Genomic DNA, 14,604 nt, shown 5'->3' on the forward strand with positions numbered 1-14,604 from the left:
CGTGACCCGATCACCCCAATCGGGCAATCCTCTCGGGTACGGTAACGCAGTTCTCGCCGAGCTGTGCGGTTCCCGCCGATCTGCGCAGTTCTAACCGATTTGTGGCACAACCTCTTTCGCCACGAGTTCGAGATGATCGAGATCGGCGAGGTCGAGGACCTGCAGGTAAACGCGGCCGGCACCGATGTCGCGGAAACGGCTGATCGTCTCGACGACCTCGTCGGGTGTGCCGGCGGCGCCGTTCGCACGCAGTTCGGCGACGTCACGACCGATCGCCTGCGCTCGACGTGACAGTTCGTCTTCGGTACGGCCACAACACAACACGAGGGCGACCGAGTAGGTGAGATCGTCGGCGTCGCGGCCGACGGCGGCGCACGCCGAGCGGACCGTGTCGAATTGTGCGGCCACGGTGTCGAGCGACTGGAACGGGATGTTGAACTCGTCGGCGAAGCGTGCGGCGAGGGCGGGCGTCCGTGTGCGGCCCATGCCCCCGATGATGATCGGCGGCCGCGGCGACTGCGTCGGCTTGGGCAATGCGGGGGAATTCTTCACCGTGTAGTGCGCGCCGTCGTGGTCGAAACGCTCACCGACCGGCGTCTGCCAGAGTCCGGTGATGATCTCCAGTGATTCCTCGAGCCGGTCGAACCGTTCTCCGAGCGGCGGGAACGGGATGCCGTAGGCGAGGTGTTCCTCTTCGAACCATCCTGATCCGAGGCCCAATTCGACACGGCCACCACTCATCTGGTCGACCTGGGCGACCGAGACCGCCAACGGTCCGGGGAGCCGGAAGGTCGCCGAGGTGACAAGTGTGCCGAGCCGGATGCGGGAGGTGTCGCGGGCGAGACCGGCGAGCGTCACCCATGCATCCGTCGGGCCGGGCAGGCCGTCGGAGTCGCCCATCGCCAGGAAGTGATCCGACCGGAAGAACGCGTCGAATCCGAGATCCTCGGTTGCCGTGGCCACGGCGAGCAACTGGTCGTAATCGGCGCCCTGCTGGGGTTCGGTGAAGATTCGGAAGTCCACCTCACCAACGTACCGGGCATCGGATGACCGGTCCGAGGACACCTCACCCCAGGGTGATCGCGTCCAACCGCTCCTTGATGAACTCCCCGGCGATCACATCGGGCCGCCCCGAGACGCGGCCGACCGGCGGAGCCAGCGGAGTCACGACGGCGTCGTGATCGAGCTCGTAGAAGAAGATCAACGACACGAGATCCTCCTCCGGGCTCTCCGGCTGCGGCGGCAGCACACGATGGCGTCCGGCCGGCCAGCGTCCACCCGACCAGTACTCGAGGAGGTCCCCGATGTTGATCGTCAGTGCTGTCGGATCGTACGGGGCGTCGGCCCAACCACTTTCGTCGCTGTACACCTGCAGACCGCCGGCGCCGGGCTCGCGGTCGAGGACGGTGACCGTGCCGAAGTCGGTGTGCGGACCGATCCGGAATTGCCCGGGCTCGGGGTCGCCGACGACCGTCATCGGCGGATAGTGGTTGATGTTCGACGTCCAGGTGGCATTGCCCGCCAGATTGCGGAAGGGGTTGTCCCCATCGGCCTTTCCGAGCGCTTCGGCCATCAGCGCGAGCAGGTCGTCGGAGAGCGCCTTCATCTGAGAAGTCCACGCGGTGAACAACTCCCGCAGTCGGGGCGTCTCGGTGGGCCAGACGTCGGGGGCGAACCAGTAGTCGTCGACCTCAGGAATCCCAACCGGTGTCTGTGCGCCGGAGTTGTAGGTCTCCTTCAGGTCCGGTGGTGTTTCGGTGCCCTCCGCGTAACCGTTGGCCTCCAGACCGGGGCCGATCCATCCGCGACCACCGACGCCAACCGCATACTGTGCCTTGACCTCGGCGGGTAGGGCGAAGAACTCACGGGCCGCGGCACGCAACGCCGCCGGAAGGAACGGATCGATCCCGTGTCCGGTCACCAGCAGGAAACCGGCCTTCTGCAGGGATTCGTCGACGGCGGCGCACACCTGCGCTGCGGCGTCCCCGCCCTGCCGCCACTGCTGCAGATCAACAGTGAGAACGGGGCTGGCGGTGTGGGGGTTCGCGGTCTGGTTCGCGCTGGTCATGCTGTCTCCTCGGCTGGGTCGGACTCGGTGTCGGCGACACCGATGTCCTCGTTCCACAGGTGCGGATTGTTCTCGATGAAGCCGCTCATCATCGCGATGCAGCGGTCGTCGTCGACAATGGTGACCTGCACTCCGAGCTCACGCAGCCAGTCCTGACCACCGGAGAAGTTCGTCGTCTCGCCGATGACCACCGACCCGATCCCGAACTGTCGGATCAGCCCGCTGCAGTACCAGCAGGGGGCGAGGGTGGTGACCATGATCGTCGAGGAGTAGTCCCGTTGCCGGCCGGCGGCACGGAAGGCGTCGGTCTCGCCGTGTACCGACGGATCGTCATGCTGCACGCGCCGATTGCGGCCCTGACCGAGCAGGGTGCCATCGGCGGCGAACAGGGCGGCACCGATGGGGATACCGCCCTCGGCGAGACCGGTCTGCGCCTGGCCGTAGGCGACGTCGAGAAGTGATCGCGGGTCGAGCCCGGTGTCGGCAATGGTGGAGGTCATGCTTCGAGAGTGCCGTCGGGCGCGGCCGTACTCAACCGACAATTCGTCCGGTCGCGAGCGCGCGCCAACGGGCATATCGTCGGCATCGTGTCTCAATCTCCGCTGCCCGCCGCACCGTCGCTCACTCTGCGGCACATGATCGACACGCACCTCGCTCCGGCCGGGCCGCGTGTGTTGACCGCCCACGACCGGCTCGACGCGCCGGTGAGCTGGGTGCATTCCAGCGAGATCTTCGAGATCGGCCCGCTGTTGACAGGTGGCGAACTATTGCTCACCACCGGCCTGGGCTTGGCCGGCCTGGACGCCGGTACCCGTCGCCATTATGTGCGTGACCTGGCCGAACGCGGCGTTGCCGGGTTGGCGTTCGAGGTCGGACGCAGCTTTGACGCGGTGCCCGAGGAGATGATCCGGGAGGGTTCGGCCGCGCATCTGCCGATCATCGAACTGACGCGGATCGTGCCGTTCATCGAGGTGTGCCGGACGGCGACCACCGAGATCGTGTCCGAGGAGGTCGGCGACCTGCGGCTGCGCAGTGGACTCGACGCAACCCTGCACGACGACCTCGCCCGCGGCGCCGCGGCCGCGATGATCGAGCACATCGCCGAGGTGACCGGGACGCCGATCGTCGTGGTGGGTGGTGGCGGCGCCCTGCTGGCGGTCCACGGGGTGGACGACGACCGGGCCGCGTGGCGCGTCGTCGACGGCGCGATCGCGGCGCAACCGATCACGTTGCGCGGCCGCGAGATCGGGCAGGTCTTCGCGGGGCCGAGCGCGTCCTCGATACCCGTCGCACGTGTGCAGGCGCTGCTCGGTGTCGGAGCCGGACCGCTGGCGGCGGTACTGACCCGATCCGGTGGGCGGTCGTCCATCGGCGCGCAACTGGTGGCCGAGCTCGTCGACCGTCGGCCCCTGCGGCGCGCGGATCTACTTGCGCGGCTGTCGACGTCGGGATTACCGGTCGGCGACAAGGCCGTGCTCGTGCCGGTGGCCGGCCACGCACCCGATACCCGGATGGTCGAGACGGCGTTGTCGGCGGCTGCGGATCTCGGCGGACTCGTCCACGCCACCGTCGATGCGACCGTCTACGGCCTCATCGTGACCACCGACGCCGGACTCACCGAGCCGGCCGATCAGGTCCGCGCGGCACTGGCCGACGATCCGCGGCGCCTCGGCCGGCTCACCGTCGTCGTCGGGACCCCATGCCCGCTCGCCGGCACCGGCGCAGGTCCCGGCCTTGCCCTGACGTTGGCCGACGAACTCCGCATTTGTTCGGAAAGGCTGGGTGTGGCAGTCGAATTGCGCTCTGCCGGCGGTACGGCCGCCGACATCAGGACCAGCCGTGAACTCGTCTCCGACGCCGCGGCGCGCGAGTTGTCAGACGGTCTACGCGGCGAGCTGAGCCGGATCATCGCCCCGCTGGTACGCCACGATGCGACGTCGTCCTCGCGGCTCGTTCACACCCTCGAAGTCCATCTGACTCACGGATGCAGCGCCACCCGCTCGGCCGAGGCTCTCCACATCGGGCGTCAGAGTCTGTATCAGCGCCTCGATCGTATTCGCGCCTTACTCGGCTTCGACCCGACCACCCCGGCCATGTACGCATCGATATTGCTGGCCATCAACGTCTTTCACGCCGGGACTGCGGATCAGCGCTGACTTCCCCGCGCGTCCGCTTCTGATGGTCGAGGAGTCCCTCCCCCGATGGTCAAGGACCCCGCTCACCCGAGCGACCCCCCGATGGTCAAGACGCCCCCGATCGACGACCCCCTCCCGATGGTCAAGGCGCCCCCGATCGACGACCCCCTCCCGATGGTCGAGGTGCGAGCCGCGTGCGGCGAGCCTCGAGACCCGGCGAGACAACAAGCCTCCCAACCACATCGAACATCAACAGCGAAAACCCCGCACCCCCTACCACACCCCACCGACAGAAAACTGCCGCCAGCCCACCCCCGAAACCCGTTGTCCACAAGCATCTTTCCCTCTCCAGATTTATAGAACACCCTTGCCCTAATCCATATGTTCGAGTACCATGGAGGCATCACACCGATCAGCCACCGGGGAGGGGCCCATGATCGAATCCACCACAGTCCTTGACGCGGAAACCGTTGACGCCGAAGCAGTCTTCGCCGCCATCGTCACCCAACTCAGCGACCTGCAATGGAATCCGGAGATGACCGGACCCCAAGCGTTCGGCGCGATGAAACAAGTCCTGTTGTTGCGGAACCTGGTTGATCACCACGCCACCACCCTCACCGGCGAGATCGATCGCCTGGGCGTGGCCGATCATAAGACCACCCGACTGCGAGAACTGTTGATCAGCATGGGCTTCGCACCCGCCGTCGCAGGTCGGTATGTGCGGATGGCTGCCGCCACCGATGTGGATCTGTTGTTGGCGCATGCCGCTGACGGGTCCATCTCGTCGGAACACACCGACGCCATCGTCCGCGGGTTGGCGCACATCGACACCCGCTCCCCCGAACCGCTCGATACCGTTCAACGGTGCGAATACCTGCGGAAACTGCTGTCGCACTACTTCGCGGGATTCACTCCCGCCGAGATCAACCTCTACGCGCGGCAGTTGGGCAACGAGCTCGCCGCGGAGACTTCGGGTGGGTTACCGGCCGCCGAGGACAAGAAGATCAACTCCTACACCGACCGCATCACCGACGACGGACGGTTGGAGATCTCGGCGAACCTCGACATCATCGCCGGGGAGAAAACCCGCACTTTGATGGAAACCTTGTCGGCGCCCAAGCCTCAGCCCGATGGGTCGCCGGATCCGCGGACGCCCGAACAGATCTGTGCGGCCGCGTTCGAAACGATTGTGGAGTTGGCGGCACAAGGCTTGGCGGACACCACGTTCTCGGCGAAACCGACCAACGGGTTGTTGTGGACGTGGTCAGCCGACAACCCCGCGCTCGGCGGCGATTTGCAGAACATGGGTGCCATCACCGAAGCCACCGCCAAGTTGTTGTCGTGTGACACCACCATCACCAAGATCATGCTCGATCCCAACGGGGTACCCCTCAGTGTTGGTGAAGAGAAACGCTTCTTCACCCCAGGACAACGGAAAGCCCTGCTCGTGCGAGACCGCGGATGCATCAAATGCGGTGCCCACGCCGGACGCTGCCAAGGACACCACCTCGTTCACTGGAGTCAGGGTGGACCCACCGACCTCGACAACGGCTGCCTGCTCTGCACCAGCTGCCACGACGATGTGCACCACCACGGGTGGGACATCATCATGGGATTCGACCGACACCCCTGGCTGATCCCACCCGCCAGCATCGACCCGAAACGACAACCTGTACCGTCCTACCACCGACGCACCATGCGACTCGACGACGCAGCAGCCTGATTCCCGCACCCGGCCTGGCCGGGACCGCATCTGTTGTTTGAAAAATCCATAGAGAAATCCCCACCCGATGGTCGAGGTGTTCGAGCGTCTGTGGCCCGGAATCCCTTCGGCACAAGGGGTCTCGAGGCTCGTCGCTGGCGCTCCTCGGCACCTCGACCATCGGGATTGGCGTCCTCCCCTGATGGTCGAGGTGCGAGCCGCGTGCGGCGAGCCTCGAGACCGCCTGCGGCAGTGCTGGAACCGAACCACTGTGGACCGGAAGCCTTTCGGCACAAGGGGTCTCGAGGCTCGTCGCTGGCGCTCCTCGGCCCCTCGACCATCGGGATGGGATGGACCGTCGGGTGGGATGGACTGTCGAGTGGGAAGGGGTCGCCGGGTGGGAAGGGCGGAGCATCCTTCCATGGCGAGTAGTCTTCCCCCGCTGGTCGAGGTGCAAGCCGCGTGCGGCGAGCCTCGAGACCGCCGCAAGTAAACGCTGGAACCCTACGCCGACGCGTCAGCCGTACTGCTGCACCGACTTCTCGACCCGGGAGCGGGCCAGGAGGAGGTAGGCGATGAAGGCGATGGCGAAGCCGACGAAGGCGCCGATGTCACCGAGTTCGGGCACCGCCCGAACGATGAAGCCGACAAACCGTTCCTGGTTGCAGAACAACAGGACCGAGGCGACGAGAGCGATGACGAACGCGGCCAGTCCACCCCAGTTGGTGTATTTGCGGTCATAGAGGAGTTCGAGGGACGGCGGCTCGCGTCGCAGCATACGGTCGGCAAAGACCACGCCGAGCCAGGGACCTATCCAGTACGCAACCAGCAGCAGGAACGCCTCGTAGGAGGCGGCGGCGTCGGCCAGCGCCCACCAGGCGACGAGGAACCCGACGACGCCGAAGAACACCGACACCAGTGCCCGCTGTGCGCCAACGGGGAGTTTGAATCCCATCGTCACGAAAGCCATTGCGCCCGAATACACATTGATGGCGTTGGCGGCGATAGCTCCCACCGCGATGGCGAGCAGGGTGAGGTCGGCGATGGCCGACGGGAAGTTGGCGGTGAATGCGTCAGTGGGGTTGTCCGACGTCGGCGCACCGATCGTCATCGACGCGGCGCCGACCACCATCAGCAGTGTGCACGAGAGGAACAGGCCGGCAGAGGCGAAAAGGCCGGTCTGCATCTTCGACACGGTCGGCGGTAGGTAGCGGGTGTAGTCGGCGGCGTAGGGCGTCCAACCCGCCGTGTAGCCGAACGAGGCGCCCACCGCGAGGAGGAAGCCGCCCATCGAGAAGCCGCCCTCGGCCGATCCCGCCGACACGTCGGATTTGCTGAAGATGATGACCGCGCCGATGAGGAAGACGATCGCGAGGATCGGGGCCGCCAGTCGCTCGAAGCGTTGCACCAGATTGTGGCCGAAGAACGCAAATGCCGTCTGCAGCACCACGATCACGATGAGCCCGGCGATCGGGGTGATGCCGAGCAGGGTAGACAACGCGAAGGCGCCGCTGACGCTGTTGGTGGCAAACCACCCCACGCCGCACATCACCGCCATGAACGTCGCCGGCAGGATGTTGCCGTTGTGACCGAAGGCCAAGCGCCCCAACACCATCTGCGGCACACCGTGCAGCGGCCCCTCGGCGGAGAGCAAGAAATGCGCGACCGCGCCGAGCAGGTTGCCGATCACCACGGCGCCGACGGCCTGCCAGAACGACAGACCGAAGTAGGCGACCGAGATGACGCCGACGAAGATCGTCGCGAACTCCAGGTTCGGGGCGGTCCACGTCCAGAACAGCCCTCGGGGTTTGCCGTGGCGGGCCTCGAGGGGAATCGGCTCGTTGCCGCCGGGCTCGACGGCGAGAACCTTGCCGCCGTACTCGACGGCTGCCGCATCGACGGAAATATCGGGTGTAGCTGTCATGGCGATACTGTGCTGCGTCCACTTCCACCCGGCAACCGACGATCTGTCAGTTGATCGCCGCCCACGTCGAGACAATCCGCCCACCCCGGCTTCAGCCGACGATCACCACGTGCAAGGTGCGCGGACCGTGCACGCCCTCGACGCGGTCGAGTTCGATGTCGCTGGTGGCGCTGGGGCCGCTGATCCAGGTTTGCGGGCGGGCGGCCGTACCGTCGGCGATCAGCCGGGCTACGGCCTCGGGGACATCACTGACGATCTGTGCGGCGTCAACGAGGCAGAGGTGGACGTCGGGCACCAGCGACAACGCGCGCCGACCCTGCCCGACGCCGTGGTCCAACACGATGGTGCCGGTGTTGGCGATCCCGACAGCGGCCGTGGTCACCACCGCGCCGACCCGGTCGAGTTGTGTCGGGGAAAGTGTCTCGTCATCGATCCAGTTCCCCTCGATGCCCAGGCGCAAACGCAACGCCGGGTCGGCGAGCACCGGCCCGTCGACCTCGGCCAGTGCCGCGGAGATCCGCTGCGCCAGGTCGTACTCTCCGACGCGTTCGACGACGGCACGGTAGTCGGCCACGCGTTCGGCGAAACGCCCGACGGTGTCGAGATCGCCGGTCGGCACCGCTTGTCCGTAGTCCCAGTCGATCCCACTCGCGCGAGAGGCGTCGTCGACGTCGGAGATCGCAGCTCGGACGCGGCTCAGGATGTCCTCGCGCGCGCTCATCGGTCCTCCTCCCCGGACGCGCGGTACCCGCGTTCTCGTTTCCACCAGTCGCGGAACGATTCCGCGGGCGGCACCGGAACGTCGCGCGCCGAGCTCCACGCCGACAACGGCCACGGCAGGGCGCCGATCGTCGTGCGCTTGCCGAAGAACCGGTGACTGGTGGTGGCCGCCTTCTGCGCCGCCTCGAGCCGCCGATGATCGGCGAACATCCACGCACCGGCCTTCATCGCGGCGGCCTCACCGCTCGGCAACCCTCCGCGCTTCTCGTCGACGACACGGGTTCGTAAGTGCACCAAGATGTCCGGGATGTTGATACGCACGGGACACACATCGAAGCACGCCCCGCACAAACTGGAGGCGAACGGCAGCGACTTGTCGACCGCCGACGACGTACCCCGTAGCTGCGGGGTGAGGATAGCCCCGATCGGCCCGGGATAGACCGAACCGTAGGCGTGTCCGCCGGCACGCTCGTACACCGGACACACATTCAGACACGCCGAACACCGGATGCAGCGCAACGCATCTCGGCCGACCTCGTCGGCGAGCACGTCGGTGCGATGGTTGTCCAGCAAGACGATGTGCACATTCTGGGGTCCGTCACCGGGGGTGACGCCGGTCCAGATCGAGGTGTACGGGTTCTCGCGCTCCCCGGTACTCGACCGCGGCAACACCTGCAGGAAGACCTCGAGGTCGGACCAGGTCGGCAGGATCTTCTCGATGCCCACCACCGAGATCAGCGTTTCCGGCAGGGTCAGGCACATGCGGCCATTGCCCTCGGATTCGACGACGACGAGACTACCGGTGTCGGCGACCGCGAAGTTCGCGCCACTGATGCCGACCTTGGCGCGTAAGAACTTCTCGCGCAGATGAAGTCGGGCGGCCTCGGCGAGCCGCTTGGGATCGTCGGTGAGATCGTCGGGCGCCGGACGGCCGACCTCTTTCATCCGTCGCAGGAAGATCTCGCGGACCTCGCTGCGGTTGCGGTGGATGGCCGGCACGAGGATGTGACTGGGCCAGTCGTCGCCGAGTTGGACGATGAGTTCGGCGAGATCGGTCTCCCAGGCGTCGATCCCCGCATCCTGGAGGGCTTCGTTGAGTTCGATCTCCTGGGTGGCCATCGATTTGACCTTGACCACCTCGTCGGCGCCGGTCTGCCGAACCAGGTCGACGACGATCCGGTTGGCCTCCTGCGCATCCCGGGCCCAGTGCACCACGGCCCCGGCGGCGCTCGCCTTCTCCTCGAACTCGATCAGATAGCGGTCGAGGTTGCGCAGGGTACGGTTCTTGATCTGTTCGGCGGCGACGCGCAACTGCTCCCAGTTGTCGAGTTCGCCGACCACCCCGGCCCGTTTGGTGCGGATGATCCCGGTGGCGTGGGCGAGATTTCGACGTTGGGTGGTGTTGGCCAGTTCGGTCCTGGCGGCCTCGGGGAACTTCGGCATCCCGACGAAGGTCGAGGTGACCCCGACGTGCGGATGGCCGGAGCCCAACGCCAGTGACGGTGCCATCGCGGGCATCTCGTGCACCGTGTCGCGGGAGGTGGTCATGCGGGCTCCTTCTCGGTGGAGGCGAGAATCTCGGCGAGGTGCATCATCCGGACCCCGGCGCGTTCCCGGTTGAGTAGTCCGCCGATGTGGGCGAGGCAGGAATTGTCGCCCGCCACCAGCACTTCGGCGGCGGTCTCCTTGACATGCGCGGACTTGTCGGAGCCCATCGCCACCGAGGTGTCGGCGTTCTTCATCGCGAAGGTGCCGCCGAATCCACAACACTGTTCGGCCGCAGGCAGTTCCACCAGATCGATACCCTTGACGGCCCGCAATAGCTGCAACGGTTTGTCGCCGACGCGCAGCATGCGCAGCGAATGACAGGTGGGGTGATAGGTGACCCGGTGCGGGAAGTACGCGCCGACGTCGGTGACACCGAGGACGTCGACGAGGAATTCGCTGAGCTCGTACACCTTCGGGGTATAGGCAGCCACCGCGTCCTGCAACCCGCGGTCGCCCGAGCGGGCGGCCAGACCCGGATGCTGATGGCGCACAGAGCCGATGCAGGAGGCCGAGGGCGCGACAACCGCGTCGTACTCACCGAAAACCTGGACGAACTGCCGCACGCCGGGGATCGCCTCGTCGGCGTAGCCGGTGTTGGTGAACATCTGACCGCAGCAGGTCTGCTCGACGGGGAACTCGACCTCGACGCCGAGTCGCTCGAGCAGCAGCACGGTCGCTCGGGGCGTGCCGGGCCACATCGTGTCGTTGAAGCAGGTGGCGAACAGGGCAACCCTCATGCCGGGTGTCCCGATCGCGTGATCGATGGCCGGGTTTCACGTTCGGGGATTCGCATGCGGACTCCACGGAGTTGGCTGGGGCTGTGAACTGGAAAGACCTGTGGTCTGACCACATGATTCACGGTAGGGTGATCCCGTCGCGCCTGTCAACAGCGCGACCCGGATCGACGCGGGAACCAGACCCCGCACGGAAGGTGGTTTCCATGACGATCGGCCGGTCATCCGCGACGGAGGCCGCACCCAGCCCGAACTGGCAACCGGTGGCGCGTACCCGCACCTACGAGATGGTGATCGACGCGATCGAGGAGCAGATCCTCTCCGGTGCACTGGGGGTCGGCGATCCACTGCCGCCCGAGCGCGATCTGGCCGCACGCCTGCAGGTCAGCCGGCCCGCGGTGCGCGAGGCGTTGCGCGTCCTCGAGGCTCAGGGCGTGCTCCGATCGGCGGTCGGCAGCGGCGCCGGCGCCGGCACCTTCGTCGCCGCGATGCCCGCCGAAGCACTGACCCACTTTTTGCGCCTGCACATCGCGCTGTCGAACTTCGCGTTCGCCGACGTCGTCGACGCGCGGGTGACGCTGGAGTCCTCGAGCGTCGAATTGGCCGCGCGGGCACACGATCCCGCACGCCTCGCGCCGGTCCACGAGGCGATGGCCGCGATGGAGGCCGCCGTCGACGATCGCGCCGCCTTCAACGACGCCGACATCGCCTTTCACACCGCCATCGCCGAAGCCGGCGGCAATCGGCTCGTCACCGCGATGACCGTCGCCATCCGCAACGCCCAGCGTCGCGCGATCCTTGCCGCCTTCACCGACGTCGAGGACTGGGCCGCTCTGCGCGCGGGATTGATGGCCGAGCACCACGAGATCCTCGACGCCATCACCGCCGGCGACGCGGATCGTGCGTCCCGACTCGCCGCACGGCACATCCGCAACGCCTATGACAGTCTGCCCACCCTGCACCACCACACGATCTGACGAATTCTTGCAATCCGCGCGACAGATCACCACCCGTGATGCATAGTTGACCGAACGATCAACTGATCCGGGGGGGGATTCTCGATGCGCCGAATGACGTTCGACGAGCGCCGTGCGGAACTGATCGACGCCGCGATCCGGGTGATCGCACGCGACGGACTCGCCGCGGCCACCACACGGGCGATCGTCGGTGAGGCCGACATGCCGCAGGGCGCACTGTTCTACATCTTCTCCTCGCGCGAGGCACTGATCAGCGCCGTGATCGAGGAGATCACCAGCGCCGAACGACTCGGCGCGCTGCTCAGCGTGGAACTCACCGACCCCGGTACCGGACTCACCGAGGTGCTGACCGCGGCGATGGACGCCTACCTGCGCCTCCTGGAAAGCGATCCGAGGCGAGAGATCGCGCTGCTGGAGGTTGCCACCCACGCGATGCGCCACGATCCCGAAGCCGGGCGTCGCCAATGGGAGGTCTATCGGTCGGCTGTCGCCGACGCGCTGCGCTTCATCGCCGAGACGATGTCACTGCGGTGGACGATGCCGACCGACGAACTCGCCCACATGGTCACCTCATCGCTCGACGGACTGACGCTGTCGTGGCTCACCGACCGTGACAGCGACGCCGCGCGGCGCCACATCGCCGTGTTGGCCACCACTTTTGCCGCGATGGCCACGCCCGCCGACGATGCGGGCAAGGCCGGTTCGGAGGGACGACAACGATGACGGACACCGAGAGAGCAGCCGGGGTCAGCCGGCGAGGGCTACTGGCCGGAGCGGCGGTCGGCGCCACGGCACTCGGCGTGGCCGGTGTCGCCGCCCCGTCCGGCTCGGCACAGGCGGCACCATCGGGCGGCTATCTCGTCGGCGCCGGACGCGGTGACATCACCGGAGCCATTGCCGGACAAGGCATGATGGGATACTCCGATCTCTCGCAGGTGGCCACCGGACTCCTGCAACGCGTGTGGGCGCGCGCCTACATCATCGCCGACGCCGCCACCGGCACCCGGATCGTCTTCGTCAACGCCGATCTCGCGTGCATCTTCGAATCCCACCGGGTCGGCGTGATGAAGGCGCTGGCACAACGCTTCGGCAACGTCTACACCAACGAGAACGTCAACATCAACGCCACGCACAATCACAACTCGTGCGGCGGTACCGCCTGGGACTACGCGTACGTCCTTGCCGCACTGGGGCATCGGGAGAACTCGTATCGCGCCGAGGTCGACGGAATCGTCGAGGCCATCGTCGCCGCACACAACAGTCTCGCTCCGGGAACGCTCGAGCTCGGCCACAGCGAGTTGCACGACGCCAGCGCCAACCGTTCGCTGCAGGCGTTCGTCCGCAATCCCGCAGCCGACCAGAAGCACTTCCCCGAACACATCGACCCACAGGTCACCGCGCTGCGACTGCGTCAGGGCGGCACCGTGATCGGCGAGATCACCTGGTTCGCCACGCACGGCACCTCGCTCACCGACGCCAACACCCTGATCTCCAGTGACAACAAGGGCTACGCGTCCTATCTGGCCGAGAGCGCGAATCCCGGTGTGGTGGCCGCATTTCCGCAGACCAATGCCGGCGACATGACACCGAACCTGTGGCTGCGCAAGATGCACCCCGGCGGGCCCACCGCCGACCACCGCACCAACCGGGTGATGATCGGCGACCGCCAGCACCGCGCCGCACAACGTGCTTTCGCCGCAGCTCGGCCGTTGACCGGTGCCATCAGCTACGCCTATCGCTTCCTCGATCTCTCCGACATCCGGATCGACGGCCACTACACCCCGGACGGAAAGCCCACTCGCACCACCCCGGCGATCATGGGTGCTGCCGCCGCGGCCACCAGCACCGAGGACAACACGCGGAGCCAGCTGAGTTTTCTCCAGGAAGGTGTGACGCTGCCGTTCGCGCAGGCCCTCGGCGTCGACACCAGCGCGACGCCGCCGGAGTGGGCGGTCGCGATCCAGGCACCGAAGTTCGACCTGTTCCCGCTCGGCTACCTTCCCCCACGACCCTGGATAGAGCAGGTGCTGCCGATCCAGCTGATCCGGATCGGCGACCTCGTCCTCGCTTGCGGGCCTGCCGAATTCACCATCGTCGCCGGGTTGCGCATCCGGCGTATCGTCGCCGACACACTGCGCGTGCCACTGGAGAACGTGCTGATGCAGGGCTATGCCAACGGCTACAGCCAGTACGTGACGACGCCGGAGGAGTTCCTGTCGCAACAGTACGAGGGCGGCGAGACACTCTTCGGGCGCTACACGTTGTGCGCCTACATGCAGGAGTTCGACCGCTTGGCCCGCACGATGGCCGCGGGCAGGCGCGGCGATCTCGGACCGACACCCGCCGACACCAGTGGGCTGCAACCGAACCTCCTCGCACCGGTCCCCGCCGACAACCCGATCCGCGGCACCACCTTCGGTGCGGTCGTCTCCGCACCGAGATCCACCTACGTTGCCGGACAATCGGTCTCGGTGTCGTTCTCCGGAGCACATCCGAGCAATCGTGTGCGACGTGTGCCCGCCGACGGGTCCCGGCCCACCGACGGCTATTACGTGATCGAGCGTTTCGACGGGGGACGCTGGATCACCACGGAGGACGACACCGGGGCGGCAAGCGAACTCGACTGGAAGCGCCCCGACGGTCAGGATTCGGCATCGATCGTGACCATCACGTGGCGAATCCCGCAGGGCGCACACGGTCGTCATCGCATCCGGTATTTCGGTGACGTCAAGTCGGCGACCGGTCGTCTACGCCCAATCGTCGGCGTCAGCCCGGCATTCGAGGTGACCTGAGCAC

General features: G+C 66.7%; 12 protein-coding genes. 5 read left to right on the plus strand and 7 right to left on the minus strand.

From position 1 onward, the window contains the following. Window positions 1–90: 90 nt before the first annotated feature. From J6U32_RS00755 to J6U32_RS00765, 3 genes are read right to left on the minus strand one after another with little or no spacing between them, the layout of a single operon-like run. Window positions 91–1,023 (minus strand): LLM class F420-dependent oxidoreductase, encoded by a 933-nt coding sequence (locus J6U32_RS00755; RefSeq protein ID WP_208793123.1) that lies wholly within the window; start codon window positions 1,021–1,023, stop codon window positions 91–93. 43 nt (window positions 1,024–1,066) lie between these two features. After that, complete coding sequence (locus J6U32_RS00760) at window positions 1,067–2,068, minus strand: isopenicillin N synthase family dioxygenase (protein ID WP_208793124.1); 1,002 nt, start codon at window positions 2,066–2,068, stop codon at window positions 1,067–1,069. Continuing rightward, window positions 2,065–2,568, minus strand: coding sequence for a nucleoside deaminase (locus J6U32_RS00765; RefSeq protein ID WP_208793125.1), 504 nt, complete (start codon window positions 2,566–2,568; stop codon window positions 2,065–2,067). Before J6U32_RS00765 ends, J6U32_RS00760 begins: the two co-directional genes overlap by 4 nt. Window positions 2,569–2,577: 9 nt before the next feature. Between J6U32_RS00765 and J6U32_RS00770 the strand changes: the two genes are divergently transcribed. Both J6U32_RS00770 and J6U32_RS00775 read left to right on the plus strand, forming a co-directional pair. Continuing rightward, entirely contained in the window at window positions 2,578–4,224 is a 1,647-nt protein-coding gene (locus J6U32_RS00770; protein ID WP_208793126.1) for a helix-turn-helix domain-containing protein, read from the plus strand. 412 nt (window positions 4,225–4,636) lie between these two features. Next, window positions 4,637–5,926, plus strand: a complete 1,290-nt coding sequence (locus tag J6U32_RS00775; RefSeq protein ID WP_208793127.1) for an HNH endonuclease — start codon at window positions 4,637–4,639, stop codon at window positions 5,924–5,926. 496 nt (window positions 5,927–6,422) lie between these two features. Here the strand turns inward: J6U32_RS00775 and J6U32_RS00780 are convergent, their stop codons facing one another. The 4 genes from J6U32_RS00780 to J6U32_RS00795 form a co-directional block, all read right to left on the minus strand. Beyond that, entirely contained in the window at window positions 6,423–7,829 is a 1,407-nt protein-coding gene (locus J6U32_RS00780) for a purine-cytosine permease family protein (RefSeq protein ID WP_208793128.1), read from the minus strand. Window positions 7,830–7,920: 91 nt separating this feature from the next. After that, window positions 7,921–8,550, minus strand: coding sequence for a LutC/YkgG family protein (locus J6U32_RS00785; protein ID WP_208793129.1), 630 nt, complete (start codon window positions 8,548–8,550; stop codon window positions 7,921–7,923). Beyond that, window positions 8,547–10,097: a LutB/LldF family L-lactate oxidation iron-sulfur protein gene (locus J6U32_RS00790; RefSeq protein ID WP_208793130.1), complete on the minus strand. Its 1,551-nt coding sequence runs from the start codon at window positions 10,095–10,097 to the stop codon at window positions 8,547–8,549. The genes J6U32_RS00785 and J6U32_RS00790 overlap by 4 nt, the downstream gene beginning before the upstream one ends. Then, window positions 10,094–10,834, minus strand: coding sequence for a (Fe-S)-binding protein (locus J6U32_RS00795; RefSeq protein ID WP_208793131.1), 741 nt, complete (start codon window positions 10,832–10,834; stop codon window positions 10,094–10,096). Before J6U32_RS00795 ends, J6U32_RS00790 begins: the two co-directional genes overlap by 4 nt. A 203-nt stretch (window positions 10,835–11,037) precedes the next feature. Here J6U32_RS00795 and J6U32_RS00800 point away from each other — a divergent pair, with 203 nt between their 5' ends. The 3 genes from J6U32_RS00800 (at window position 11,038) to J6U32_RS00810 (ending at window position 14,600) form a co-directional block, all read left to right on the plus strand. Then, complete coding sequence (locus tag J6U32_RS00800; protein WP_208793132.1) at window positions 11,038–11,808, plus strand: FadR/GntR family transcriptional regulator; 771 nt, start codon at window positions 11,038–11,040, stop codon at window positions 11,806–11,808. A gap of 84 nt (window positions 11,809–11,892) precedes the next feature. Continuing rightward, window positions 11,893–12,531 carry a TetR/AcrR family transcriptional regulator gene (locus J6U32_RS00805; RefSeq protein WP_208793133.1) on the plus strand — a complete coding sequence of 213 codons (639 nt, stop codon included), beginning with the start codon at window positions 11,893–11,895 and terminating at the stop codon, window positions 12,529–12,531. Beyond that, complete coding sequence (locus J6U32_RS00810) at window positions 12,528–14,600, plus strand: neutral/alkaline non-lysosomal ceramidase N-terminal domain-containing protein (protein WP_208793134.1); 2,073 nt, start codon at window positions 12,528–12,530, stop codon at window positions 14,598–14,600. Before J6U32_RS00805 ends, J6U32_RS00810 begins: the two co-directional genes overlap by 4 nt. Window positions 14,601–14,604 lie beyond the last annotated feature (4 nt).

This window comes from Gordonia polyisoprenivorans (assembly GCF_017654315.1).
Classification (GTDB): domain Bacteria; phylum Actinomycetota; class Actinomycetes; order Mycobacteriales; family Mycobacteriaceae; genus Gordonia; species Gordonia polyisoprenivorans_A.

What these genes read in the sequence shown, in the direction of transcription:
- J6U32_RS00780 (WP_208793128.1), bottom strand. Translation starts at nt 7,829, where the DNA reads ATGACAGCTACACCCGATATTTCCGTCGATGCGGCAGCCGTCGAGTAC.
- J6U32_RS00765 (WP_208793125.1), bottom strand. Translation starts at nt 2,568, where the DNA reads ATGACCTCCACCATTGCCGACACCGGGCTCGACCCGCGATCACTTCTC.
- J6U32_RS00785 (WP_208793129.1), bottom strand. Translation starts at nt 8,550, where the DNA reads ATGAGCGCGCGCGAGGACATCCTGAGCCGCGTCCGAGCTGCGATCTCC.
- J6U32_RS00775 (WP_208793127.1), top strand. Translation starts at nt 4,637, where the DNA reads ATGATCGAATCCACCACAGTCCTTGACGCGGAAACCGTTGACGCCGAA.
- J6U32_RS00800 (WP_208793132.1), top strand. Translation starts at nt 11,038, where the DNA reads ATGACGATCGGCCGGTCATCCGCGACGGAGGCCGCACCCAGCCCGAAC.
- J6U32_RS00790 (WP_208793130.1), bottom strand. Translation starts at nt 10,097, where the DNA reads ATGACCACCTCCCGCGACACGGTGCACGAGATGCCCGCGATGGCACCG.
- J6U32_RS00810 (WP_208793134.1), top strand. Translation starts at nt 12,528, where the DNA reads ATGACGGACACCGAGAGAGCAGCCGGGGTCAGCCGGCGAGGGCTACTG.
- J6U32_RS00805 (WP_208793133.1), top strand. Translation starts at nt 11,893, where the DNA reads ATGCGCCGAATGACGTTCGACGAGCGCCGTGCGGAACTGATCGACGCC.
- J6U32_RS00760 (WP_208793124.1), bottom strand. Translation starts at nt 2,068, where the DNA reads ATGACCAGCGCGAACCAGACCGCGAACCCCCACACCGCCAGCCCCGTT.
- J6U32_RS00795 (WP_208793131.1), bottom strand. Translation starts at nt 10,834, where the DNA reads ATGAGGGTTGCCCTGTTCGCCACCTGCTTCAACGACACGATGTGGCCC.